The following is a 26,324-nucleotide window of genomic DNA, read 5'->3' on the forward strand; positions in this document are numbered from 1 at the left end:
ATGAAGGTGGCAAATGATCTGCCGGAGTTACTCAGACGTATCCGTCTCGATCACGAGGAGATTGTCGAACGCTTTCGCTTTCTCGACTGGAGTGCCGAAGATGCCGAGCGACTCGGCGCAGCAGCTCAGTACATGGCTCCAGCTCAGCAGGCTTTCGTCGATCACTTGTACCGTCATCTGGAGCAGTTCTCCACGCCGTCGGCACTACTTCGCGCGCCGGAGGTCACGGCTCGCCTGAAGCACAGCCAGGCCGAGTATTACCAGCGTTTGTGGAGCGGCCCCTACGATGACACTTACGTCAATGGACGTCTGCGCATCGGCGTGATCCACCAACAAGTCGGCCTGGAGTTGAAGTGGTACCTTGGCAGCTACCGTCTATATCTCGATGACATGCTTAAAAGCGTGTTCGACAACAGCGACCAGGCCACTCTTTACTCAAGTCTGTTGAAGGCGGTGTTCTTCGACATGACTTTGGCCATCGATACCTACAGTGCGGCCCAGCACAAGGCTCTGGAGGACAGTGAGGCGCGCTTCGCCCGTGCGCTACGCGGTGCCAACGACGGAATCTGGGATTGGCATGTCGATCAGGATCGACTGTACGTTTCAGAGCGCTGGGCCAGCATGCTCGGCCTCAGCCGCGACAGCATCGGCGAGAGCAGTGCCAGTTGGTTCGGTCGCGTGCATCCGGACGACCTACCGAATTTTCGCCAGGCCATCGATGCCCACTTACAAGGGCAGACATCGTCTGTCCACCATGAGTACCGTATCCGCCAAAACAACGGTGATTATATTTGGGTACTGGTGCGAGGGGTCGCCGAAGTCACGACACCAGGCCAGCTGCGCATGGCCGGCTCACAGTCCGATATCAGTGCACGCAAGGACGCCGAGCAGCGCCTCAAACATGCCGCCCACCATGACCCGCTGACCGGCCTGGCCAACCGTATGCGGCTGGATGAGCAAATGCAAAAAAACTTCATGGAACAGCGCAAGGGAGGTGCCCACGAGGCGCTGCTGTTCATCGACCTCGACCGCTTCAAGTTGATCAACGATAGTCTCGGCCACAACGTTGGTGATCGCGTGCTGGTAGAAGTGGCGCAGCGCTTGAGAGACGCTCTGCGCCCCAGTGATCAGCTATTCCGCTTCGGCGGTGACGAATTCATTGTATTGCTTCATGAACTCACCTGCGACCGCGACGCCGAGCAAATATCCCAACGCATCCTCGACAATCTGCACCAACCGCTGCACATGGACGGTCGTACCCTGGTGGTCAGTGCCAGTATCGGTATCGCCCCATTGCAGGATAATGGCAACGCGCTGGATGTCTTGCAGGCCGCCGACCTTGCCCTCTATAGAGCCAAGTCTGCCGGCAAGGCGCGGTTCGCTCACTACAGCGAAGCGTTGCAAAACACCGCACACCACCATCTGGAGCTGGAGTCCGCTCTGGGCCAGGCGCTGCAACACAATGAATTCGAACTGTACTACCAACCGATTTATCGCCTTGACCTGGGGGCACCCCTGGTGACCGGGGTCGAAGCGCTTTTACGGTGGCGCCATGGCGAACGCTTGATCTCACCACTGGAGTTCATCCCTGCGTTGGAGGAGTCGGGGGAAATCATCCGCGTCGGCGAATGGGTATTGCGCCAAGCCTGCCAGCAGACCCGCCTCTGGCAACTGGCTGGACATGACCATCTGCGCTGTTCGGTGAACATCTCCAGCCTCCAGTTGCAACAAGTCGACTTCACCCTCCGGCTAATCGACATCCTGCAAGAAAGCGGCCTGCCGCCAGCTAGTTTGATCCTGGAGATTACTGAAAGCCAACTGATGCATGACGATCTGGACACATTGGCCTGTCTGAATGAATTGGCCAGCCGTGGCGTGTTGTTGGCGCTGGACGATTTTGGCACCGGTTACTCCTCGCTCGCTTATCTCACACGCTTTCCGCTGCACATCCTCAAGCTGGATAAAAGTTTTATCGGCGGCATCCCGTGCGACAACAAAAAGAGCACGATCAGCCAGGCGATCATCGGCCTCGGCCGTAGCCTTGGCCTGGAAGTCGTGGCCGAGGGCGTTGAGAGCCCAGCACAACTCGACTTCGTGGTCAGTGAAGGCTGCCACTACGCCCAAGGCTACTGGTTTAGCCGACCACGACCTGCTGCGCAGATGCAACGGTTGTTCAGCGGGGAAGACTGTTTCGAGGGGCTTGGATGTCCATTGCTGTAAGCACGGCAGGCACCCAGCGTTATCCATCAGCTAAGGAGGCAAATAATGAAAATCAATCTTCCGGTCAGTGGTCGTGCTGTCGAGTTCAGCGTCAATGCGAACATTCTTTCAACAACCAACCCCAAGGGCGCCATCACATACGTAAATCCGGATTTCATCAACATCAGCGGTTTCAGTGAGGCCGAGTTGCTCGGCGTCAATCACAACATCGTGCGTCACCCGGATATGCCGCCAGAAGCCTTCGCCCATCTGTGGCAGACCCTCAAGGCCGGACGCTCGTGGATGGGCCTTGTAAAAAATCGCTGTAAGAATGGTGACCACTACTGGGTCAGCGCCTACGCCACGCCGGTGCAGCGCAATGGTGACATAGTGGAATACCAATCGGTTCGCACGCTCCCATCAAAAGCACTGGTAGATGCCGCCGAACATCTCTATGCGCAGTTGCGCAGCGGCAAAAAAACACAGAGTCTATGTCCGTCACGACTTTCCGTCGGCCTGCGCTTGGCACTTGCTTGTACCGGGCTAAACCTGCTCGGCTTTACCGTCTTGGGCTGGGTTGGCATGCTCTCTTGGAGCCACGCGGCCATCGCTGCGCCGCTATTCAGCCTGTTGCTCGGCGGCCTGCTGCGCTACAGCCTGCGCCCCCTCGACGCCCTTGCCCGAAAGGCTAAAAATATCGCCGATAACCCGCTAAGCCAGATGCTGTACAGCGGCCGTCGCGACCAATTTGGACAGATCGATTTCACCCTGCAAATGCTCGAAGCCGAGACGCGGGCAGTCGTCGGCCGCATTGCCGACTCGGCCCGTCAGTTGAACAAAGAAGCCGAAGAACTCGTCGCCGCAGTGGACAACAACAACTGCGCGACCCTACAACAGCAAGGGGAAACTGCCCAGGTGGCCAGCGCCATAACCCAGATGGCCAGCAGCGTGCAGGAAGTGGCGCGCAATGCTCAGCTAACCGCCAGTGCCGCGAACTTGGCCAATCAAGAAACCGACCGAGGTCGACAACTGGTTGAGCAAACCCGCCAGCACATCGACAGCCTCGCCAGCGACGTGCAACAGACCAGCGCGGTGATTCACCAACTGGAACAACATAGCCAGGAGATCAACCGCGTACTCGAGGTCATCCAAAGCATCGCCGAACAGACCAACCTGCTCGCCCTCAACGCAGCAATTGAAGCTGCTCGCGCCGGCGAGGCTGGGCGCGGTTTCGCCGTGGTCGCCGACGAGGTGCGCGGGCTGGCTTCGCGCACCCAGCAATCCACCGCAGAAATTCAGGGCACCATCGATACCTTACGGCGCTCCACGGGTGACGCTGTGGTCGCGATGCAACGCAGCCACAGTAAGGCAGAAGGCAGTGTTGAACAGGCACTGTTAGCCGCGCGGGCGCTGGATGGAATCACCCAGCGAGTCGGTGAAATCAGCGACATGAGTGTGCAAATAGCCGCCGCCGTGGAAGAGCAGAGCGCGGTGGGTGACAGTATCCAGTGCAACCTGAAAGGTATCAGTCAAGCCAACCAAAGTAATGTACTTGCCAGCAGCCAGAGTCGTACGACTGCAGCCCATGTCGCCAAACTGGCTGAGCGCCTTCAACTGCTAGCGGCGCAATTCTGGGGACGCCAACGTAATGAATGACGGGTTCGAGTTGGCTGATAAGAACCCACCGTAAAGACAACTAGGACTGGATAGCCAAGCGTTGATGTTTTCCCGCCACCGGCATCTGAGCGGTGTCTATCTGTGCTTTACGACCTGTGGCAGCAGACAAAAAAGCCAGTGATGCCAACTGGTCGTTCCTCCATGAGAATAGGTTGTCGGCGCGGACGCCGAATTGATCCAGTTACCGAGATGCCACTGACCCAGTCTGATACCTGGCGAACCATTTCCTGTGCTGGATTTCTGCCGATTTGGGTTGGGTCAGTTTTGCGTCGGCACCCAGGTCAATTCGGCGTTGGCGCCAACAAGCAGTACCGCTGATGGTGCGTCACAACATTCCCCCTAACCCCGTGCACTACGCCCTTTGGTACACCTACAGCAAAGGTCAGGAACCGGAACTCAATCGCCACCTGGACAGGCTTGTTCAAGACTTTGACTGTTTTCCTCCTGAGTCCGCTGAAAAGCTTTTTCGCGAGTACATCATTCGTGATGAGCTGGAGGACGCAAGCATTGGACAGCAGCAAGCCATCAAATTGGTAGATGGTATGGAGCGCGACGTTTCGCGTAGCGTAAAGGGCAGCATCAATTTTCAGGTCAGCCTTAGGCACTGCCTGGAAATGCTTGAGGTACCGGCCGACAATAGTCTCCCGGCTATCCTCAACGAGCTACAACAGAGCGCTCAGGTGATGCAGGATCAGCAAGCGCTTTTTCTTTACCAACTGCGCGCCGCTCAAAATGAGATTAAAACCTTGCGCGACAAGCTGGAGAAGGCGAGCCTGGCAGCAACGCTGGATGGCCTGACCCAAGTGTTCAACCGTGCCACGTTCAATCGCTTGCTGGAGCAAGCACTAAACAATGCCCCCGATGGTGTGGCGCTGGTCATGTTGGATATCGATCACTTCAAGCAATTTAATGACCAATACGGCCATCTTTTAGGTGATCGTGTACTCCAGCATGTCTGTCAGGTGCGGCGTGACTTGCTTCCACCTCATGCCATAGTGGCACGCTATGGTGGCGAAGAGTTTTGTGTAGTTTTGAAGGCGTGCAGCGATCTTGATAGTGCCCATGCTTTCGCTGAGCAACTGCGTTTGAAAATCCAGTCGTTGCGCATAAAGGCGCGCAGTACCAACAGAGTGCTAGACACGATTACGGCGTCTTTCGGTGTCGCGCTCTTCGAGGCTGGGGACAGCCTAGATTCGCTTCTGACTCGTGCCGATGACGCCCTTTATCAAGCCAAGCGTAGTGGACGCAACCAAGTTGCATCAATAATACGACCAGACCCAGAGAATATGGTTGGGTCGCCAAAAAATTGAGCTTCGATGGAAAGACGGGAAGGTCGGGCAGGGCAGGGGCCTTTGCCCAGCGAAAACGCCGCATCGCTCGCCGGGTGAGCACGGGTAGCAATGGAAACTTCCTTAATCTGCGAGTATTTTCTAACACTCGTCTGTAATCGATGCGTGTGCGATTTCCTCGATTGCGGCCATTGCGCTTGGCTTGGTTAAAAACACAGAGCCTTCACTCTCGACTTTCGCAGTATTGGTCGGTATTCGGTGCTCGAACTCTATCAGCGGCATTGGTCGGCCAAACAAGTAACCTTGGAAACTGCGGCAGCCGAGCTCAAGCAGAGCGATGTATTGCTCATGAGTCTCCACTCCTTCGGCAATCACCTCTAGCTGCAGACTATTGGCCAATGCGCAGATGGCTTTGATGATTGCAAGACTGTTTGTATCGCCTGGCAGCTCGCGAACAAAGGACTGGTCGATCTTCAATTGATCTAACGATAATTGCTGCAAGTAGGCAAGCGACGAGTAACCGGTGCCAAAGTCGTCGATTGAGAAGCGAATGCCATGGGCTTTGAGTTCACATATACGAGCAACGGCACCTGGCAAGTCGTCAAGGAGTAGTGTTTCGGTAAGCTCAAGTTTCAGCCTGTGCGCATCTGCACCACTTTGATCCAAAATCTGAAGCACTCGCTCGACAAAGTTTGGCTGATAGAGAAGCCGTGCACTTAGATTGACGGACAAACTGAGCGATGCCGTGGCCGATTGGTGGTGCCACAACGCTAGTTGATCGCAAGCATTCTGCAGCATTTGCAAATCCAGCGTCTCAATCAAACCTGCGAGCTCAGCCACCTCAACAAAGTCCGCTGGACTCAGTAGACCACGCTGAGGGTGTTGCCAGCGTGCCAATACTTCAGCACCAACCAAGCACCCTGTGTCATCCAGCTGTGGTTGCAGGTAGGGGATGAACTCTTCAGACAAAAGCCCCCGGCGGATATCCTGTTCGAGGTTAAGGCGCTCGCTAATGGCCTCTTGCATGCGTGGATCGAAGAACCGCGCCGTATGCTTACCTGCCGCTTTAGCCTCATACATCGACAAGTCCGCACGTTGCATGAGCTCATCTATCGAACAAGAACCGTCGTTGAACAGGGTCACGCCAATACTCGCACTGCTGCGCAGTTCCAGTCCGTCAATTTGGTAAGGTTCGGCCAGTGTCGCTAGCAGCAATGTGGTGACATGCTCGACCTGCATGGCGGCCTGTTCTGGTTGCTTGTTGAGATGCTCCAGCAGCACCACGAACTCATCGCCGCCAAGGCGTGCCACTGTGTCACTGACCCGCACTGCGCCGTTGAGCCGTGCAGCAGCCAGACACAAAACTTTGTCACCAATATGGTGCCCATGCAGATCGTTGATGTTCTTAAAACCGTCGAGGTCGAGAAACATTAGTGCTGCGCATTCGCCGCTTCGCACGCAACCATCCAGCACATGCTGCAAGCGATCGAGGAGAAGGCTCCGATTGGGCAGGTCGGTTAGCCCATCAAAAAAGGCAAGGTGCTGGATACGCTCCTCGGCCGCCTTGCGCTCGGAGGTATCGTCAATCGATGCGACGTAATTGATAACCTGGCCCTGGGTGTTTCGTACCGCGCTGATCGACAGCCATTCGGGGAAAATTTCTCCATTTTTACGCCGATTCCAGATTTCGCCTTGCCAGCGATCTGCCGCCTTGAGCTGTTGCCACATGTTTTGATAAAACGCCAGACTCTGCCGTCCAGAGCTAAGCAGGCTGGTTCGCTGTCCAACAGCTTCCTCTCGGCTGTACCCGGTGATGGTGCTGAAGGCCTGATTGACTCGCAGGATGCGGTTGAACTCGTCGGTGATAATCATGCCTTGCTGCGTTTCAAACGCAGCGGCTGCGATGCGCAATTCATGTTCGTCATCGACCCGCTGGGTTACATCGCGGGCGAGTACCACCACCGCCTGCTTACCATTGAGTTGAATATCCAGACGCTGGGCATGACCCTCAAGTATCTTTATGCCATCTGTGCTCTGCCGAGTGTATTCGATGAGTTGCGGTTTATCGCTGGCCAAGGTCTGCCGTATGAACTCCATGAAGCGCTCGGCCTCGTTTTGAGGCAATACATCGTGCACGCTTTGCCCAATGCGTGCGGTCAGGGCACCACTGTGCGCCTCTTTCCTGGAAGGGGTCACCTCAAGATAGAGTCCATCTTCATCCAGCACCAATAGGGTGTCAGGGATCGCCTCGGTGATTGCGCGCAGGCGCGACTCTCTAAGTTGCAGAGCGAGCTCTGTTCGTTTGCGTTGCTCGATCTCCTTGAGCATCAAACCAAGTACAACTGTCGCAACTGGCATGACCAGCAGCAATGGCACAGCAGTCTGTTCCAAGCTTGATGCTGCTTGTGCTGAGGGTAACAACAGCATATCCAAAACCTGCATTAACAGGCCTAAAAACCAAAGCTGCCAAGGGCCGATAGCGAACTTGCCGCTTAAGGAATAATGCCGGTACAACAGGCCAAACAGTATGGATAGGCAGATCTCCGCCAGACCAAACGTCATACCGCTGCCACCCATCCATATTCGGTAAATACCCGCGATCAGGCCGGCAACGCCGGCTACGAGTGGCCCGTTAAATAGTGCGGCCATGCTCAGAACTACGCTGCGGCCATCGAAGAATATTCCGGGCTCTGGTGAAATGGGATTTAGCATGCCGATCACGCAAATAGCACCGAAGAGCAGTCCTAAAACCAATTGTATTGCTGTGCTGTGCTTGTCCCAGCGGCGCGTGATGAACGCGTGCAGCCAGCACAAAGCCAAAAGCAATGCCGCTCCATTAATTAGGCTGATAATCAAGACGACCCTCTCCCTTAGGTCTGGTTACCTGTTGAAGCGTTCAACCAGAGCCCGTAAACCACGGGAAGTAGTTTCAAGCTCACTGCCACGAGCGACTGCTGCGTTAGCATTTTTAGCTGTTCTATCAACGGTTCCTGCGACGTTGTTGATCTGCCGAGCAATATCTTCGGCGACATGCGCCTGTTCTTCTGAAGCGGCGGCCATTTGCTGACTCATGCCACTGATGCGTTCGACCGCCTCGCGAATACCTTGAAGTGCACCCTGTGCCTCTATGACTTGTTGCACGCCGTGATCTGCCTCGCGGATACCGAGCCTGGCAATGCTCACGGCCTGATCAGCACCCTTTTTAAGGGTTTCACTAACACTCTGAATTTGTTGGGTGGACACGCGGGTTTTACTGGCCAAAGCGCGAACTTCATCAGCGACCACAGCAAAACCTCGGCCCTGTTCACCAGCCCTGGCCGCTTCAATTGCCGCATTGAGGGCCAGCAAGTTGGTTTGATCCGCAATTGATTGGATCACCCCAGCAGCCGTCATAATTTGCTGTGTTTCATTGGCGAGGTTATCCACCGCAGTGCTGATGTTTGTTACCGTCCTAGCCAGAAGCTGAATCGCCTCTCTAGTGGTATCGGCGACTTTGTCGCCTTGTTCAGCCAGTTCATTCGCTGTTTGCGCCTCAGTCGCGGTTTGTTGAACATGCCCCGCCACCTCACTGATTGAGGCCGCCATTTCAGTCATAGCGGCTGCGGTCATGTCCGTTTCGGCGCGCTGCTCGAGCAAGGCATGTTCCGTTTGGTTAGAGAGCAAGGAGGAGTGCGCAGCGGCTTCAGCCACCTGGTTGGCCAGATCGCTCAGTCGAGTCAAGGCGGTTTTAAGGCGCGCATCCTCGCTGATCAGTACCATTTCCAACTGCGCTGAAGGGCCGTATGTATCGCTGTAGGTGAGGGCGCTGATCGGATCACTGAACGCATCGGGAGCGCTTTTTATGATTCGATTGAGTTGGTTAACCTCGCGCGTGTAAGTCCACAATCCAATGGCCATAAAGAGCACGGCAATTATTGTTTGCGCCAGCAGATTCGGCAGCGTGTTAACCACTCCGATAGCTGTCAGTGCCGCAATGACCGGGAAAATCAGCCTGCCCATAAATGCGGCATAGTGGCGCCTTTTCGGTACGGCCCCTTTGCCGGCACGAAGCCGTTGATACAGTGTTTGTGCACGCTCAATCTGTTCGCGAGTCGGCTTGACCCTTACGGACTCGTAGCCGATTAGGTGGCCACTTTCGAGGATGGGGGTGACGTACGCATTGACCCAGTAATAGTCGCCATTCTTACAACGATTTTTTACGACGCCCATCCAGCTTTTACCGGCCTTCAGATAGCTCCACATCATCCCGAATACGGCAGGTGGCATATCAGGGTGGCGTACCAAATTGTGTGGGCTACCGACCAACTCCTCACGGGAGTAGCCGCTAATTTTCGTGAACTCATCATTGCAGTAGGTGATTTTACCGCTGGAATCAGTAGCTGATATTAAGCGCTGCTGAGCAGGAAAAATTTGCTCAACAGGCGTAATCGTTTGGGTTGCACGCAAAGTTAGTTCTCTACAAAAAGGCACACATTATGGCTATTATGCCATCACTGCTGCTATTGTCGTAATTTTTGTGCGGTTATTGAACTGAATTGAATATTGCCGTCTTTCATTGCGTGGTTTTCCGCCAAGGATGCTATTAATCTGGAATGCACATCTGCTGTAGCTTGCATGAGGGCTAGGGCATCTGGCTTGGCAGGGCAATCGAGGAGGGGTAATGGGCCTCAAGAATCCAGAGCAAGATCTAAAACGCCACCTCCAGGGTATCGACTCTGACCTGAAGTGGTCAGTCGTCGAATTGATACGAATAGCCGAGCGCCTAAGATTTGGGAGGAATTGAGGCAGACACACTCAAGCCGTGCTGAGGAATTGCAACGTGTTCCACTCTGATGAGGATCGGCTGCTCACGTCGATAAGATCGGGGCTGGGTAAATAATTCGAGTAAAGAGGTAACCGCCTTGCAAGACTTAGAATCAGCAAATAAATCACAAGTGGAGGAAATAAAGCGCTCCATGGATGATCTTTTAAGTGCTATCACAATGCTTTGCGAAGCTGGCATGGTTGAGGAAGCAAATATCCTTCTGGGTGCCCTTCAGGAGCTGAAAAAATTGGTGAACTGTATCAAGGTCTGCGATGACGGAGGTGTCTTGATGGTTCACTAGGGAACGTGAAGAGTTATGAGGGGAAAGTTATGTGGGGCATAAACTGAAATGACCGCTACTGCTTAATTGGCCCGTTTAAGGTGATGGGGGAATTGTGGGGATCAGCAAAGCAGAGCAAGATCTAAAGCTTAAAATTAAAAGCATTGCCTTCAGTCTTGAGGATATCTGCGCAGACCTTGGGCGTCTCGCGAGTCAGCTCAGTGATGCTGATGCGCTGGATCTGACGGAGCGGATTGGCAAGCTCCACGCTGACGTGGATCGACTAAAGGTGTATGCGGATGAGGTGAGGACGGGATGGATTCTGCGGGTGAAGCAGTAGACCTATCTATTGCTTAAAATTGGTCAATGCCCAGTTGCTCAAACGACTGGCCGCCGAACTCAAGCTTCCGTTGCTGTAACGATACCCCTAAAAACCTAGGCTTACGATGCATCTTACGTAGCGGAATAGCTACGAGTGATGGCATAGTGCGATCGCGCAATTTATGCCCAGGAATTTTGGGGGAAATGATCGTTATTCCCGTAAAAACTACTCATAAATATAGGGCTGCTCCTAATGATACTCCCGTAAGATTCAGCTTACGAAAGCTAGCGGGCGTTGAGTTGCCGCTAAATATTAGCCGGAAATCGCGTTGAATGCGTGCCGGCTAGCTGAGTAAAGAACATTACAGATAGGTGTCGTAATGCAGCGTAGCTCTGACAACCTCGCCACAACGTATATTCAACTGCTAAAAGAGGTCGCCGTGGCGGCGAATGAAGCCGTTAGTGTTGATGCTGCGCTGCTTCTGGTTTTGCAAAGCATTTGTCGGATCACCGGTTGGCCCGTTGGGCACGCGTTCAAACTTCGGGAGGGTCGCCTGCATTCGAGTGGCATTTGGCATGTCGATGAACACATTTCTGACGGCGCCCTTGGAGCGTTCCGTCAAGCTACTGAAGAGCAATGTTTTGCCTCAGGGATCGGACTGCCGGGCAGGGCCTTGGCTGAAGGTCGCCCTCTGGGTATGAGGGATGCGAGGACAGAAGCCACCTTTCGTCGTAAGTCCTCTGCTATGCAAGCAGGTCTCACCGCTGGATTTGCCTTTCCGGTGCATTCCGGTTACCGCATCACTGCGGTGCTAGAGTTTTATGCCCCAACCGCGCAGCAGCTAACACCTGAACTGTTGGAGATCATGACGCAAGTTGGTGTCCAAGTGGGGCAAGTATTCGAGCGCGAAGCAGCTCAAAGTGCGCTGCAAGCCAGTGAGCAGCGCAGTCGTCAGATCATCGATAGTGCCGGGTACGCCTTTATCGCCATCAATGCCCAGGGAGTTGTTACTGCCTGGAACAAAGCGTCAGAAAAAATCTTTGGCTGGCCTCAGGCGGAGGTAATTGGGCACACGGTCTCTGACATCTTAGCGCCGGTTCACCACCGCGAAGCGCATCGACGAGGACTGGAACGCTTCGTCGGCCATGGTAAGGCCCTTATCAACGGACAGCGACTTGAGCTGGCAGTCATGCACCGCGATGGACGGGAATTTCCTGTAGAAATTAAGCTCTGGTCGTTCAAAGAGCATCATGAATGGAGTTTTTTTGCCTTCGCCCACGATATCACTGCACGCATCGAGGTCGAAGAAGACCTTGAGCACCGGGCTCTGCATGATTCGTTAACCGGTCTTCCTAACCGGACGTTGGTGCTGGATCGGTTGCGCCAGTGCTTATCCCGAAGAGATGCATCCAATACGGGTCTTGCCGTGTTGTTTATCGATCTGGATCATTTCAAACGAATTAACGACAGCTTTGGCCATGATGCAGGCGATCAAGTTCTCATCACTGTGGCTCAACGGTTGCAGAGCACCATGAGGCCTTCCGATACAGTCGCGCGTCTGGCTGGCGATGAGTTCGTGGTGGTTTGCCCTGAGGTCACCGCCTATCGCGATGCGGCGGTCATCGCCGAGCGTCTGTTGAAGGTGCTGGCTCCGGCTGTTCAATTAAAAAACGATGAAGTCTTCGTCGCGGCCAGTATTGGGATTGCGATGGCGGAGTCGGGTCATGATGCTGAAAAGTTGATTGGCTCAGCTGATATTGCCATGTATCAAGCCAAGACAAGTGGCCGCGCCCGCTACCAATTGTTTGATGGGCAGATGCAGATGCAGGTCGCGGCCCGACTGCGCATTGAGCGCGATCTGCACCGTGCCATCGCCAATGGCGAGTTTCGTCTATATTTCCAGCCCGTTATTGCTGCCGCCAGCGGTGCAGTGGTCTCAGTCGAAGCGTTGTTGCGTTGGCAGCATCCTGAAAGAGGGTTGCTGTCACCCTTAGAATTTATTCCAATTGCCGAGGAAACCGGGTTGATTGTCCCCATAGGCACCTGGGTCATCGAGGAGACTTGTCGACTGGCTCAAACTTGGGGGCTTCTGCGCGATACTTCTCTGCCACTTGGCGTCTCGGTCAACCTTTCAGCGCGGCAACTGATTCAGTCCGATTTGATCGAGAAGGTCGCGCGTATTTTTAGTCGCACTGCCTTCGATCCGACACGAATCGAGTTTGGCTTCGAAGTCACGGAAACAGCCGTGATGAGCGATCCTGGCGCCGCCGCCGAGACGTTGCAGGCGCTGCGCGATCTCGGTGCCCGCATATCGATTGATGACTTCGGTACCGGTTACTCGTCGTTGGCGTATCTCAAGCGGTTTCCAGTTGATACGCTCAAGGTTGATCGCTCCTTTGTGATTAACATCGACAACGACCGAGTCGATCAAGCGATCGTCCGCGCGGTCACGGACTTGGGTCATAGCATGGATCTGATGGTTGTCGCCGAAGGAGTCGAAACAGCGGAACAAGCACAAATGTTGCGTCAGTTAGATGTCGACTTACTACAGGGATTCCTCTACGCCCGCCCACAACCCGTAGAACAATTGGAAGCCTTGCTGTATGGGACTCAGCCAATACTAACCTGCTAATTGTGCCGGTTGGCAATCACCACATTTGACTGCGGGCGGGGTAGGAAATGTCCTGCCCCACTTTACGCGAGTCATATCTTCCAACTTGGAAAGGATGGTTTCAGATCGATCACGTCAAGGACGGTATCAGTGTAAGCATTCCGGCAATGGATCTTGAGGCCATTGATGCATCGCAGCGACGCCGGAGTACGTGCGCTCTCTCCACGAGGGTCAGAAGGTTGAAATGTTTTTTGCCCACCTCAAGCTCACTCTGAAATTGGATCGCTTGCGACTAGGTGGCATAAGTGGCGCGACCGATGAGATCACTCTGTCCACCGCAAGTGCAGAACCCACTACACATTAATGGAGATGGCGATGAGGGTAGAGTCCGAACTCAGCCAAGTAAAAAGGCTGCGTCAGTTCATAGCCTATGCTCGGCTGGCCGCCGTCACTGTGATGATAATCGGCTTGGTTGTGCTGGTTGGCTGGCTGCTTGATGTGCCTTCGCTAAAGGCAGTGCTTCCTGGCTGGACTGCAATGGTGGTCAATACCGCCTGCACGTTCACTGTCCTCGGTGTGGGACTGTGGTGCGCTACGTTTAGAGTGTCCCTGGCCGGAAACTGGATCAGACGGCTTGGCGCTGTCTTGACGATACTGGTTGGAGGACTGACCCTCGTTGAATATGTCATGTCGGTTGATCTCGCTATTGATTTGCTCCTTCCTTTCGAGCTTCAGCGCACTCAACCTGTTCTTTTTCCGGGGCGAATGGCGCCGGCGACAGCGCTGTGTTTTCTGCTTTCCGGCTTTGGCCTGCTGCTTGAGGGCAGGCCATTACTGCCACAAATATTCGCTTCATCAGCGCTATTTATTAGCCTGATGGCGTTTGTGGGCTATTTGTTCGATGTCAGCGCACTTTACTCGGTGGGCCTCTATAGCTCCATGGCCATCCATACGGCTATTGCGCTGATCCTGTTCAATACCGGACTGCTGGTGATCCAGGAGCGTTCCGAATTCGTCGAGTTACTGATAAGCGACACAGCGGGTGGCGAGGTTGCCAGAAGCTTGCTCGCCAGTATCCCGGTGGTCATTCTCGGCATCGGAGGTGCTCTGCTGGTCGGAGAAAGGTTGGGCTACTACGACAAGCGGTTCAGCCTGGCCTTGATGGCGACGCTGAGCATAGCCATGCTCGTTGCGGTAATCCTGCGAACTGCGAGGCATCTTTGTCAGCTCGATAAGTCGAGAGGGAATGCTCAGGCGGAACTGGCTGCGCTGAATGCATCCCTTGAGTTGCGGGTGTTCGAACGAACTCGTGCCCTCGAAGCGGTGAACAGCAAACTAACGGACGAAATATCGCAGCGACAAAAAGTCGAAGATGATGTGCGCCGACTGTCACTGACGGATGAACTGACCGGTTTGCACAATCGCCGCAGCTTTTTTCTTTTGGCTGACCAGCTAATGCGCTCTGCTCGCCGTAATGATCAATCCTGCTTGCTGTTTTTTGTTGATCTCGACGGTCTGAAAAAACTTAATGATATCCACGGCCATGAGGCGGGCGACCTGGCGATCATAGCGGCTGCGCAGGTGCTCAAATCAGCATTTAGAGTGAGTGACATTGTCGCCAGGATCGGCGGTGATGAGTTTGTAGTCCTGGCTGTCGACGGGGGGGAGTCCTCGGATGCGCTCTCTGCTCGTGTGCAAGCACTGGTCGACGAATTCAATGGTAGTGAACGCTGTCGTTATCCTATCGGCTTAAGTATCGGTGCTGTTCGTTGTTCGCCAAATGAGCTGAAGCCTCTGGGGGAGTTGCTTGCGTCTGCAGATGCCGCGATGTACGCCAATAAGCAGCGTCGTCGTCAGCAAGCTCTTCACTGTGATGGCTGCGCAATAAATGTACCGCCCAGACAAGCAGGGCGCCCACTTGAATCGCCCTCCGTCTCGTAGGAGCTTTTGCGTAGCTGCTTATGGCCTAGGCCCAGAGTGTGTAAAAACGCTTCGCGAAAATTGGAGTGTGCGCGGTTACGCTAAATAGGGAGTTTGTTGGCATGTCAGCAGACATGCATTTTGCGTAGATGCGCGATAGCCAGCCTGGTGCTGAGTCACTGTGGCGCTAAAAAACAATTTCACACACCATCGGCCGATTCCTGCGCGAGGGGAAGGGCAGCAGTCGATCGATTCTGTTGAAAAAGTCGGTTCGTCCAAACGGACTGAATATTGATCGGTGAAAGCGCTATTTTGCTCACGCTGCCAAGTAGAATCTGAGTCAGGAGGCCTCTGTTTAACGGAAGATTTCAATCTCAGACGCGTATTTTTTGCCTAGGAATGCGGATGATGGTTATCACTGGAAAGCTGCTGGAAAGGACGGCATGGATGTCCTGCATTCATTGCGTTTATCCCCTTGCGATTGGAGTCGCAGCTGGTACTGCGGCTCTGTACGGGGTTAAGAACTTGGACGTTGTTTGATTAGGCGAGCGAGTGATGCGAGACAAGGCCGCCGTGTTCGCGGAAGCCGACAATCATCACGGCTATGCAAATTGCAAAGCCCCGAAGGTTCGCATCCTCGGGGCTTCTATTTTCGCCATCATCCCTTAATGATTGGCGAACTTGGCGGCGAGAATAACAGTGTTGAAAGGGCGATTCATCACAGCGCTGGGGAGTTTGTGTTCGATCGGCAGGACTTGGAGGGAGGCTCGCGAGATGGAAGGCTGAAGGTGTATGAGTCGGCTCTGACGTTGAGCAAGCTCACCGAGCCTCCTTCAACAAGACCCAATGATTTAAAGCCAGTTCGTGCAACTGACACACTGACGAAACATCCCGAACATATGATTAGCGTCACAGAAACCTAGGAGGGTTGGAGATGAATCGGCCATCAAGAAGCATGCGCAAACTGCTCGACTCCGTCGCCACCAACAATGAGGCAGCGGCGCTTGATGTGATGTGTGCTGCCGAGCAGCTCCAGGATGAGGTTTTGCGCCAACGATTGCTCAACCTCATTCATCGGCTCAACCAAGACGCCAATGACTTGCGAATGGCGCGGGATGATATCCAAGGAGGAGCCATCAAGCTCGCGTGACCCACTTACGCAACTTTTAAGCTCGTTCGCCTAAGCCGCGCATCGGGTGTCCAAAACACCACGAACGTTACCGGTTACCTCCCTCGATCCGCGCTGCTCGACCCAGACTGTCAGCTCTAGGTTTTGATTGATTCTGAATAGTAGGGAAGGGAGCAGGCCTGAACTTGCCTAATGATTTAGGACTCCTCGATCTGGCCAAAAGAGCAAAGCGGGGCGGGGGCGTATGATTAAGGTTTGTTGCGCCTCCCAGAGCTATCGTTACTTTGGGCCCTCGAGGCCCGGCTTGTAGTGTCGATACGGGCGCTTTGCTGACCACTACATACCTAGGCACTTCACGTCACATACCCGAGCAGGAGCGGTCAGCGGTAGCTCTGCACTTACGGCTCTGTGCGGGGGACAGGTAACTGCCGTCCCTACCGTTCCCCCTTAAACGACCATTAGGCTAATTAAGCATCGCCATCGATGTATGTCGTCATAACGTGCTGTACCGTCTCAGTCTGCTCTATCAATGCCATAACACAGTCGTTGTCCAGTTTCCCTTGATCTGCGAGAAGGCTGAGTTCCGCAAAGGCCTCATCCAGTGACCATTGTTTCTTGTATGGCCTATGAGATGTGAGCGCATCGAAGATATCCGCGACGCTCACAATACGAGCCTCTAGAGGCACTTCATCACCGACAAGGCCTCGTGGATAGCCCGTTCCATCCAGAAACTCATGGTGGCACAACACAATATTCCTGAGTATGGAGGACTCTGGAAATGCGTTGATGCGTCCTTTGCCCATCATTCGTTCGATGATCTCCATGCCCTTCTCGACGTGGGTTTCCATAATCGCGCGCTCATCGGCATCTAACCTACCTGGCTTCAGCAAGATTCGATCAGGGATGGCTATTTTTCCAACGTCGTGCAAGGGGGCAAACAGGCATACGCTTTCAACAAACTCGTCACTGAGCCCGCGTGATTTCGCAACTGCGCGCGCAATGATGTGCGAGTAGCGGCCCATGCGTTCCAAGTGAGCACCGGTCTCGAAGTCGCGCATCTGGGTGAGCTGACGTACAACACGCGTCGTCTCGATTGCCATCCTGATGGCCGATATCTCGCTGGTAATCGACATGCGGATCAAGCTGGTATAGAGGACGAGGTCTCGCTGCACCTTCACGTTGAATGTGGCAGGTTGATTCGAGTCGAAAAAGACGAATCCGAGCAGTCCACCCTCATCATAGATCGGCACAGTGAAGGATGACTGGTAGCCTTGATCTTTGAGCCAAGTTGAGTGCGTAGAGTCAGAACAAACCGCTGAAGAAATTTCATCCAGAACCCTAAACTCGCCACTGTCGGCTAACGCTTTAAGTGAGTAGCTGTCAGACAGTGGGTACTCATATCCTACTAAGGTATTTCCATTGTGTGTGCTGTTAATGAATGTCTTTAGCGTGTCTTCCTGTGAGTCGTACAGCGCACAGGCGATGCGGTCAACACCTGGAACCGTCTCTATCAATTTCGTATGCAGGGCCGTCAGCCGATCTGTCAGCGATCTAGAACTCTCGATGAGAGCTCGCGTAATTTTTTTCATGGATATGGCCAATACCTTTAGATGATATTCGTCAAGTTATGACGCGAATTGCTCCCTGCTCTGTACTGCCCCTTGATAGCCTTAATGTGTGGGTCAACACGTATAGTGGCAGATTGCTACGTGCGCGCGGTAGAAAACAAGAATACTGAATTGTTGAAGGCCCTTGTCTGTCGATGATGTAGCGCATCGGGATACCCCAAACTCGGCGAAAGGCCAAGCCATGACATCTCGCTGGAATGTCGCGTGATAGCTGTAATGGGCTATCACATTGTGCACCATCTGATCACGATTACGGCAGTGAACAAGTTCTGGCGGATGTTGCGAGGGGGGGACGTTGCTTGAGCGTTCACCAGTCCCTGGCTCAGAAACAGGGACGTTTTTACGAGTGGCAACTGGATCGTTAAACCATTAGGTGCGGATCTAATTAAGCTTTAGATTGCAATTGAGCCAGTTGGGTCTTCAGCTGGGCGACTTCAGCTTCCAGTTCACGCACTCGCTCCTTAGCCTCAACTTCTACGCTGACGTCCTTCTGGATACCGATGAAGTAGGTGAGTTGATCGGTGTCATTGAACACCGGGGTAATCGACAGTTCGTTCCAGAAGGCGCTGCCGTCCTTACGATAGTTGCGAACGACTTGTCGGCAGGGGAGAAGGTTCCTTATAGCCTCACGGATTACTGTCAAACCGGCTTGGTCACGGTCATCACCCTGCAGGAAACGGCAGTCCTGGTACAGGATGTCATCAACGCTGTACCCGGTCAGGCGCTGGAAGGCTGGGTTGGCGTAGATCAGGATGTTTTCGTCACCTTCCTGCTCTGCTACCACGATGCCATCGTTGGATGCTTCAACCACCAGTTTCAGCAGTTCTGCGTCGATCATTTTCAGAGCCCCAGTGAGTGACATGTCATCTTAATGCAACTTAACGCGTCTGGACATGTTCTAGAAAATCATACCCCTGCTGTGTTGGGTCAAATTTGCAATCAACCCCAACAGTCTCAGGACTAATGCGCGAGCCGGTACGAGAACCACTACACTTTTTCTCAAAACGATCATTCGGGCTATCGGAAACGCTGTCGCAGCGTGACTACGTTTTCTAAGCCACCTGAGTCGCAAACCTGCCGACCGCGTCGACTACTCTCTTGGCGCCATCCTGAATCTCAACAATTACCTGGCCTGCCTGCGTGGCAAGTTCAAGGCCTTGCTCTGCTTGGAACTTGCTATTTGCCATCTCAGCAACGGTCTCATCCACCAGCTTCTGGTTCTGCAAGACAACCGATGCGATTTCTTCAGTAGCGGTGCTGGTGCGCCCAGCCAATTGTCGTACCTCATCTGCCACCACCGCAAAGCCTCGACCCTGCTCACCTGCGCGAGCAGCTTCAATCGCAGCATTCAATGCCAACAAGTTGGTTTGTTGGGCAATACTACTTATCGTCTGGATGATGGAGCTGATCAACAATGACTGCTTACCGAGCGCTTCGACCCCGCCAGAGGCAGTTTGCATATCAACAGCAATTTTACGCATGGTATGCATAGTGTCGTTGACTACGAGTGCTCCGCGCTGAGCACTAACATCCGTCTGCTGGGAAATTTCAAATGCAGTTTGCGCGGCTTTACTGACCTCTTGCTCACGGGCAACTTGGTCGGTGACTACCGTCGCAAATTTAACGACCTTGCAGAGTGCTCCTTCGGTGTCATAAACCGGGTTGTACGTCGCTTCCAGCCATACGGTTTGACCACGACTGTCAATACGTTCAAATCGCCCTGCAACAAACTCACCCTTGTTCAAAGTTGACCAAAAGTCCTTGTATTTTTGGGATGAGACTTCCTCTGGCTTGCAGAAAATACGATGGTGACTGCCTTTAGCTTGGCCCAAACTGTAGCCCATCGCTTTTAAAAACTGGTCATTAGCCATGAGCACATGCCCGGTGAGATCGAACTCGATCACCGCCGTCGAACGAAGTAATGCGTCAATGAAGGAGGCGTTTTCCGATGCTTTTTCCACTCGAGAGGTAATGTTCGTCGCATAGCCGGTGATATGACTCAACCGGCCAGTCGCATCCGCTATGGGCTGCCAATGTGCATGAAGCCACACCAATGAACCGTCAGCATGCAGGTACCTGTACTCGTCAGTGATGGACTTGCCTGCGGCGACAGCTGCTCGAAAGTTGTGAAAGCACGGAAGCTTGGATACGTACTGCGGAACAATATCGGCCATGGCAAGACCTAGGAGCCGATCCTGGGTATAGCCCAAAGCCTCTGCAAAATTTTCGTTGCATGCGGTAATTTTAAACGTCGAATCGATACTCAACGTTAGCATTTCGCGGTTCAGCCCATCGCGTAGTTGGCGCAACTCCGATAGCTCGGCTGCCTGAGATTGAAGCTGGTTCTTGATTTTGGTGTTGAACATGGGAAGCCGCCTATTGGATCATGACAAGTCTATCGGCATGGCCGGCAGGATATTGAGGCCGCCCGACGGGCACAAAGCGAATGGCGTAACTTAGCGTCTGCTCATGCCCATTCATGCGCGATCAGATATCCAGACAAATTTTGCCGAAATGCTGGTTGGTTTCCTGATACTTGAACGCTTCGACAATCTCGCTCAAAGGGAAATGACGATCAATAACCGGGCGCATGCCATTAGCATTGATGGCTCGGATCATGTCTTGCTGCTGGCTGCGGCTACCCACCAATACACCCTGCAGACGCACTTGCTTGATCAGTGCCGGTACAAAATTCATTGCACCGCTTACGCCACTCAATATCCCGATGATTGAGATGTGACCAGCAACCCGAATTGCAATCATCGATTGCTCAAGCGTCGCGGGGCCGCCGACTTCTATGATGTGATCAACACCACGGCCGCCCGTTAGAGCGCGTGCAGTTTCGCCCCAGTTAACGTCTTTGCGGTAATTGATCACATGATCAGCACCTAGCGCTTTCAGACGTTCAAGTTTTTCGTCGCTTGAAGAGGTAGCAATGACGGTAGCACCGGCCATTTTAGCGAACTGCAGTGCGAAAATTGAAACGCCACCAGTGCCTTGGACGAGCACGGTGTCGCCCGGCTTGAGGCAGTCATCGGCCATCAGGGCGCGCCATGCGGTAAGGCCAGCGGTGGTAAGCGTCGACGCTTCAGCATGGCTGTAGCCAGTAGGCGCTAGGGTGAACGATGTGGCTTTGGCTGTCACGTGCTCACGAGCGTAGCCGTCAATGCCATCACCTGGCACGCTAACAAAACCTTCAACCAGCGGCACACCGTTGATCCACTCCGGGAAGAAGGTGCTGACGACCGAGTCACCCACCTTGAATTCAGTGACATCTGGGTCGACGGCAATGACTTCACCTGCACCATCGGCCATGGGAATGCGTTTTTCGCTAGGGCCCCACATACCGCTGACCACCGCGAAGTCGTGGTAGTTGAGCGAGTTGGCGTGGAGGCGTACGGTGATTTCGCCACGCGCTGCGGCTCGGACTTCGCTGCTGCCAACCACAACCTTTTCATAGCCGCCACCGGGTAGGACGAAGATAGTCTTGCTGCTCATAGGAAGATCCTTATGTTTTCTAATTACGCGAAATAACGAAATGAATATTTAAAAATTACAACTCAATGATCAACCTGGCCGCAAAGTCATCAATCGCCTGCTCGTTGCGCCGGTAGTAAGTCCATTTGCCGATACGGGTGGTTAGCACGAAGCCTGCACGCTGCAAGATAGCTAAGTGTGCAGACGCGGTAGAAGGTGAAAGCCCTGCCTTGTGCTGCAAATGGGTTACGCACACTCCTATCGCAGGATCGCCGTGATCCTGAGGTGGGAAATTACTGAGTGGGTCTTTGAGCCACTCCATCATTTGCATGCGAGTGTCATTGCCCAAGGCTTTGAGCTGTTCGAGTATCATGGTCAGCAATGTTACGCTTTTTTCCGAAATGTTCAATAAGTGATCTGTTTCCTTTCGCAAGGGTTTGAAATCAAAAAAACGCATCCAGCTACGATTGCTCGGGTTGCTTCTCAATCGTGGTGTGTGGGACTTCTCTCGTGATGAATAGGTCAGGCCGCTGCCCAATCCGGTGAGTAATTAGTACCGATGCGTAGCATCGTGCAAGCCATGCGTGCAGTTTTGTTCGCCAAAGCGATAGCGGCCACGTTGGGATGTGAGCGCTCGGCTATGCGTTGATAGCACTGACGCAGGTACGAGCTTTCACTTGGAGTTTCCCCTTGTAAACGCCTGAACTCGAACTAAAAGAATTGCACCTGACACAGCGCATGATGGCAAATTGCCCTAGAATGAATTTCGTTGCAGTGGTGACCACGTAGAAAGCATCCAAATGGGGGCCCGAAAAGTTTTTTTCGGGCACATGCGAAAGGGGTAGAGGCAGTGCTGAGCATGAATCCGAAAGCCTGCTACGCCATTTTTAGGGAGATGTAACCGTGCCCAGCATCATTTTTGAATCGCAAATATGCGCATCAGATCTGATCCCCTGGGAATTGTTTTCAATACTCAACGACCTTCAAATCGGCATCTTATCGGTCGCTCAGCCCCCATCTCGCTTGGCTTCAACATTGCTTGCCAAGGCACGGTTCCCCCTCTGTGCCTTGGAAACGTAAAGTGATGTTTACTAAGCGGCGCAGCTCCTTGGCAGGGTTCATTATCCTCGCTGTCGGATTGGTTGGATTTTCAGCCCTGTTACTGCTGAAGTCCGAGACTCAACGTACAGAAAAGCGTTTTTCGGAGTACGTGCAGAATATTTCCGGCATTGTGCGCAATCAGCTTGATACCAATGAGGCTGTGTTGGCCGGTTTCTCTGCATTTCTGCAGGCTGTCGATCAAAGCGATACGGATGCGACGGCCCGCTACGCAGCAGCCGTTTTATCCGCTTACCCTCATATTTACATGCTTGAGGCGGCGAGGGCGGTACCCATCGGCGAACAGGCTGCGTTCGAAGATCTATTGCGGCGTACCTGGCGGCCAGACTTTGAACTCAAGGACTTCCCCAGCCTCACTCATCAACCTGCACAACCTCAGGTCTATCTCAACGAGACTTGGCCTGTATTGTTCATGTACCCGTTACTCCCTGAATCCAGCTCGATCTATGGCGTCAGGCTGGAAACCGTCGCCTATCTCTCCTATGCGCTGGCTCGAACCCACAGTAGCCAGAAACCTGTGGTATCACCGGTTTTCTCAATGTACGAGGGCGGTAGCGCTTACATTCTGATGCAGTCAGTCAGTCGGCCTGAACAGGCGCGAGAGAACACCCGCCCCAATTTCTTTGGCAGCACGATGGTGTCTTTGCTTTTGATCAAGACGGGGTCACTACAGGATGCTGTGATTTATGCGAACGTAGATCCGTTGGTTCGCGTCGGTGCTGTCCTGAAATCCGCTGCAGGATTTGAAAGCAATGTCTTTTCAACGGAGACGGAGCAAGCCGGTATCCTGGATCGCCTCCTCTTACCGGCTTTGTCCGACAGAGTCGAGATCAGGAGTGTTTCGCAACCGATGACCTTGTCATTCAAGCGTCAGTTGCGATTAGGGGATATTCTCACTGCGGAAACATTGATAATCCTTGCAGTTCTCGCGGGGGCATTCATATTGATGCCGGTGGTGTTGGTTCGGCATTTCAAAGCGATCGAAAGAGCAGAGGTTGAACTCGAACGCTCGGCTTATCTCGCAAGCCATGATGTTCTAACCCAACTGCCGAATCGCTACCTCTTTGCCGATCGTTTTGATCAGGCCCTCTCAAACTGGACATTGAGTGGGACTGCGTTTGCCGTACTGTTGATCGATCTGGATCATTTCAAGGACATTAATGATAAGCATGGCCATGAGGTCGGTGATCAGGTTCTCATAGCTGTCGCGAATCGCATGCTTCAGGTCACTCGTTCTTGTGACACCGTCGCACGCTACGGCGGAGATGAATTCGTGATTCTGATCACCGATCTTATCAACCCAGAGAGTGCTGAGCAGTACGCTGAGAGGGTGCTGGAAGCCATTGCGCAGACAGTAGCGACAAGCGCAGGAGAGCTATCACTGTCGTGCAGTATCGGAGTCTCTCTGTGCCCCAATCATGGCCAAAGTCTGGGTTCGTTGCTGAAAGCGGCTGATCAGGCAATGTACGGCGTTAAACAACTGGGGCGCAAAGGAATTGCGATGACTGAGACCCCGGAAGCTTGAGATGGTTAACCTTCCTACGTTGTTCCCGCAGTCGTACGGTCAAGGTCAATGAAGCTAAGGAAACCAGCGTAGGTGAATATCATTGAGGGCGCCGTTGGCCTCAATGCGGCGATAGCCCTCGTCGTACATCTCCAGTGCCCGCAATCCGTCTGGGTGCGCCAAGCTAAAGCCTATTGTTGAGTTTTCCACTCCGCAATTGAAGGCGAAGCGCACTACATCCTCTGTGCCCGATTGTTTGGCCTTTTGATTCCTTGCCTCAAGGTCATTACTCATGACCAGTGCTGCCTGAAAACGCCGAGCGGCGAGTTTTTGCAGGCTTGTTAAGTCCGACAGGGAGTTTTCAAAGACCGCCCCTGAGGTCTGGAGCGCCGTCGCCAGGGCTGAGTATTCATAGTCTCTAGTAACGCCAACGACAGTGCCAGGCGGCAAAACACATTTTTCATCTAAGGGCTTCGGCAAGGGAGCTTTGATATGTTCGAAAATGTCGTTACGTACTTTAAAGATCGGCTTTGCAGCCAACTTGATTTTGCCCTCGAATTCTGGCTGCCAGCTCATGTTGAAGCAGGCGGCGACCTGGCCACTGAGAACCATGTACTTACAGCGTGAATACGGCACTACTCTTAGTCGAACCGCTACCCCCATCTCTTTGAAGGCGGCTACAACCACGTCATTGGCGTAACCTGTGCCGTCGCTTTTCGACCATGGTGCGGCAGCATCTTCCACCATGATTGTCAGCGTCTCGCGCGCTTCCTGTGCGGTGCCGACGCTCGCTGCCAGTAGCTGTAGGGTGCAAATCAGAATGCTGGGAGCAACATTTGGCCACATTCTGTGACCAGTCTTTTTTTTATACATGGGTGGCTTTATTGAATCGATGAATCCACTGCAGGTGGGTGGGCCAGAGCTTTTCGTCATAGTGAAAAACAAGCGCGACAATTATTCTACGCTATGTCGATGACATACCCCATGCCGCGTGAGGTGTGAATGTTGGCGCTGATGAGATTTTAACCCAAGCTGCCGGAAATTATTTACCCACCCGAATACTCACCAAACGATGTCTTTGCGCGGGATTTCAGAGACCGAATTTAGGTCAATCAAAATCAGCCCCAGGGTCAAAATCACATCGGCGCCAAGAGGTCGGGCACATAAGCCATGCCGTCTGGGTAAATGCCGCCCTGTATGCGACTGACAATTTCCATGGTCGCTTCGTCAATCGCAACGATTTCGTTCGTACCGGTTGCCGAAGCGTAGACACGTGACAACTCGGGAATAACCAACACACCGTGTACCGACGAGACGTTCGCAATGCGCCCGGCAACGCGGGACTCACGCGTATCAAAGGCGATAACTTCACCATCACCAAGATGTGCGATGAACATCACTTTGCGCTCTGAATCGTAGCTTTCGTAGTCGAGCCTAGTAGCTCCACCGGGTAATTGAATATCGGCGACCTGCTTCAGTGGTAGGTCATTTGTCCGCTGCTCGCCGGCTGCCTGGCAGTAACTAAGGCTTGCGAAGTCCATAACGGCTAAGCACGGCTGAGAGCGATCGCATTTGTGCGCTTGTTAACGTACTGAATGCGGCAATTGTGCTGTTCTAGGGTGATCTTTGTGCTGCCAGGCAATGGATGAAGTCACCTGCGCGAGGGCTTAACTCAAGAGCGTCGCTGGACATGATGGCTACTAGGGTAGAGATCCAGGCCATCATGGATCTCATCGGACGATTGGAGCATGGGGTAGGGGTTTGAGTGGTAACACCAAGATCCTGAGAGCACCGGGTTTGACAAACTCACCCGAAGTATCGGTTTGACTGGACTCCTATTTCGATCGACTGCAAAACAAACCAAGGAAAAAGGAATTTGATTTAGGTGTCTGAGCCTCTGAGGTGCGCCACCAAAGCCTCTTTCAATTCGAGCAACGCTTCTCGCAGTCGAGCGTCCTCGCGAGTGTCGCCTGATGCTGGTTTGAATTCTTCGGCGTGCCTGAGCAGGGCTTCGGCATCGTTTGTGTTGAGATCAAAAACAATCATGTTGAGTCCGGCGATTTGGAGGATGGAACTCGTGCTAACAGACGAACCCGTGGCTGATTCTCTCAAGCTCAGCCTTTACGAGTTCGTATCCCTCTTCAGTGTGAGCGAGCTCCAATGGGGCGCTACCACCGAACGCGATTTTCGGTTGGGTTAGCCAAATATCGGCTTTCTCTTTGTTGCCAAAGATCTGCTCGGCTTTGTGTTGCATTAGCTCAACGTAATTCATTTTTGGCCCTGGCGCACGTTCGGTTAAACCGGTTGCTCGGTGCTCGTAAGCAAGAATGGTAACGGGCTGATCCTTTTTCTTTCCATGCAGGAG

Annotated in this window: 18 protein-coding genes and 5 pseudogenes; 10 read left to right on the forward strand and 13 right to left on the reverse strand. The window is 53.4% G+C overall.

The window, feature by feature from the left end; translation table 11 throughout:
* The 4 genes and pseudogenes from ACX3YF_RS16755 to ACX3YF_RS16770 form a co-directional block, all read left to right on the forward strand.
* A complete protein-coding gene (locus ACX3YF_RS16755; RefSeq protein ID WP_458945238.1) occupies positions 1-2,220 on the forward strand; it encodes a putative bifunctional diguanylate cyclase/phosphodiesterase in 2,220 nt (739 codons plus the stop codon).
* 45 nt (positions 2,221-2,265) lie between these two features.
* A pseudogene (locus ACX3YF_RS16760) lies at positions 2,266-2,595 on the forward strand (PAS domain-containing protein); the annotation flags it as partial.
* A 186-nt stretch (positions 2,596-2,781) separates the two neighbouring features.
* A complete protein-coding gene (locus ACX3YF_RS16765) occupies positions 2,782-3,855 on the forward strand; it encodes a methyl-accepting chemotaxis protein (RefSeq protein WP_458946305.1) in 1,074 nt (357 codons plus the stop codon).
* Between the two features lie 320 nt (positions 3,856-4,175).
* Positions 4,176-5,186, forward strand: a pseudogene (locus ACX3YF_RS16770) (GGDEF domain-containing protein); the annotation flags it as partial.
* Between the two features lie 120 nt (positions 5,187-5,306).
* On the opposite strand, the gene ACX3YF_RS16775 reads toward ACX3YF_RS16770, so the two are convergent.
* From ACX3YF_RS16775 to ACX3YF_RS16785, 3 genes and pseudogenes are all read right to left on the reverse strand, one after another.
* A complete protein-coding gene (locus ACX3YF_RS16775; protein ID WP_448125361.1) occupies positions 5,307-8,021 on the reverse strand; it encodes an EAL domain-containing protein in 2,715 nt (904 codons plus the stop codon).
* A gap of 24 nt (positions 8,022-8,045) precedes the next feature.
* Positions 8,046-9,122, reverse strand: a complete 1,077-nt coding sequence (locus tag ACX3YF_RS16780) for a methyl-accepting chemotaxis protein (RefSeq protein WP_448125608.1) — start codon at positions 9,120-9,122, stop codon at positions 8,046-8,048.
* 210 nt (positions 9,123-9,332) lie between these two features.
* Positions 9,333-9,635, reverse strand: a pseudogene (locus tag ACX3YF_RS16785) (PAS domain-containing protein); the annotation flags it as partial.
* Positions 9,636-10,066: 431 nt separating this feature from the next.
* Between ACX3YF_RS16785 and ACX3YF_RS16790 the strand changes: the two are divergent.
* The 4 genes from ACX3YF_RS16790 (at position 10,067) to ACX3YF_RS16805 (ending at position 16,252) form a co-directional block, all read left to right on the forward strand.
* On the forward strand, positions 10,067-10,270 hold the full coding sequence (locus tag ACX3YF_RS16790; protein ID WP_196586725.1) for a hypothetical protein: 204 nt from the start codon (positions 10,067-10,069) through the stop codon (positions 10,268-10,270).
* Positions 10,271-10,950: 680 nt separating this feature from the next.
* Positions 10,951-13,203, forward strand: coding sequence for a putative bifunctional diguanylate cyclase/phosphodiesterase (locus tag ACX3YF_RS16795; protein WP_458945237.1), 2,253 nt, complete (start codon positions 10,951-10,953; stop codon positions 13,201-13,203).
* Positions 13,204-13,557: 354 nt separating this feature from the next.
* Positions 13,558-15,123: a GGDEF domain-containing protein gene (locus tag ACX3YF_RS16800; RefSeq protein ID WP_458945236.1), complete on the forward strand. Its 1,566-nt coding sequence runs from the start codon at positions 13,558-13,560 to the stop codon at positions 15,121-15,123.
* Between the two features lie 913 nt (positions 15,124-16,036).
* Positions 16,037-16,252 (forward strand): hypothetical protein, encoded by a 216-nt coding sequence (locus tag ACX3YF_RS16805; RefSeq protein WP_458945235.1) that lies wholly within the window; start codon positions 16,037-16,039, stop codon positions 16,250-16,252.
* 446 nt (positions 16,253-16,698) lie between these two features.
* Here ACX3YF_RS16805 and ACX3YF_RS16810 read toward each other — a convergent pair whose 3' ends face one another.
* The 6 genes and pseudogenes from ACX3YF_RS16810 to ACX3YF_RS16835 all read right to left on the reverse strand — a co-directional run bounded on the left by ACX3YF_RS16810 (position 16,699) and on the right by ACX3YF_RS16835 (position 21,709).
* Entirely contained in the window at positions 16,699-17,820 is a 1,122-nt protein-coding gene (locus ACX3YF_RS16810) for an HD domain-containing phosphohydrolase (protein WP_458945234.1), read from the reverse strand.
* A 424-nt stretch (positions 17,821-18,244) separates the two neighbouring features.
* Entirely contained in the window at positions 18,245-18,697 is a 453-nt protein-coding gene (locus ACX3YF_RS16815; protein WP_458945233.1) for a PAS domain-containing protein, read from the reverse strand.
* A 214-nt stretch (positions 18,698-18,911) separates the two neighbouring features.
* Positions 18,912-19,349: a methyl-accepting chemotaxis protein gene (locus ACX3YF_RS16820; protein ID WP_242070527.1), complete on the reverse strand. Its 438-nt coding sequence runs from the start codon at positions 19,347-19,349 to the stop codon at positions 18,912-18,914.
* A 99-nt stretch (positions 19,350-19,448) separates the two neighbouring features.
* Positions 19,449-20,225: pseudogene (locus tag ACX3YF_RS16825) on the reverse strand (PAS domain-containing protein); the annotation flags it as partial.
* 121 nt (positions 20,226-20,346) lie between these two features.
* Positions 20,347-21,357, reverse strand: a complete 1,011-nt coding sequence (locus ACX3YF_RS16830; RefSeq protein WP_458973945.1) for a zinc-dependent alcohol dehydrogenase family protein — start codon at positions 21,355-21,357, stop codon at positions 20,347-20,349.
* 55 nt (positions 21,358-21,412) lie between these two features.
* Entirely contained in the window at positions 21,413-21,709 is a 297-nt protein-coding gene (locus ACX3YF_RS16835; RefSeq protein ID WP_072405141.1) for an ArsR/SmtB family transcription factor, read from the reverse strand.
* A 711-nt stretch (positions 21,710-22,420) separates the two neighbouring features.
* On the opposite strand from ACX3YF_RS16835, the gene ACX3YF_RS16840 reads away from it, so the two are divergent.
* Positions 22,421-23,980: a diguanylate cyclase domain-containing protein gene (locus ACX3YF_RS16840; protein WP_458974844.1), complete on the forward strand. Its 1,560-nt coding sequence runs from the start codon at positions 22,421-22,423 to the stop codon at positions 23,978-23,980.
* A 54-nt stretch (positions 23,981-24,034) separates the two neighbouring features.
* Here ACX3YF_RS16840 and ACX3YF_RS16845 read toward each other — a convergent pair whose 3' ends face one another.
* Positions 24,035-24,832 carry a substrate-binding periplasmic protein gene (locus ACX3YF_RS16845; protein WP_458973946.1) on the reverse strand — a complete coding sequence of 266 codons (798 nt, stop codon included), beginning with the start codon at positions 24,830-24,832 and terminating at the stop codon, positions 24,035-24,037.
* 263 nt (positions 24,833-25,095) lie between these two features.
* The gene (locus ACX3YF_RS16850) at positions 25,096-25,500 is read right to left on the reverse strand and encodes a YncE family protein (protein WP_458973947.1); all 405 of its coding nucleotides are present in this window, start codon (positions 25,498-25,500) and stop codon (positions 25,096-25,098) included.
* A gap of 101 nt (positions 25,501-25,601) precedes the next feature.
* Here ACX3YF_RS16850 and ACX3YF_RS16855 point away from each other — a divergent pair.
* Positions 25,602-25,724: pseudogene (locus tag ACX3YF_RS16855) on the forward strand (antitoxin Xre/MbcA/ParS toxin-binding domain-containing protein); the annotation flags it as partial.
* A gap of 116 nt (positions 25,725-25,840) precedes the next feature.
* Here the strand turns inward: ACX3YF_RS16855 and ACX3YF_RS16860 are convergent.
* Both ACX3YF_RS16860 and ACX3YF_RS16865 read right to left on the reverse strand, forming a co-directional pair.
* Positions 25,841-26,005: a hypothetical protein gene (locus ACX3YF_RS16860; RefSeq protein ID WP_458973948.1), complete on the reverse strand. Its 165-nt coding sequence runs from the start codon at positions 26,003-26,005 to the stop codon at positions 25,841-25,843.
* 34 nt (positions 26,006-26,039) lie between these two features.
* Entirely contained in the window at positions 26,040-26,231 is a 192-nt protein-coding gene (locus ACX3YF_RS16865; RefSeq protein ID WP_458973949.1) for an antitoxin Xre/MbcA/ParS toxin-binding domain-containing protein, read from the reverse strand.
* Positions 26,232-26,324: the final 93 nt, after the last annotated feature.

This window comes from Pseudomonas fluorescens group sp. PF-69 (assembly GCF_054481235.1).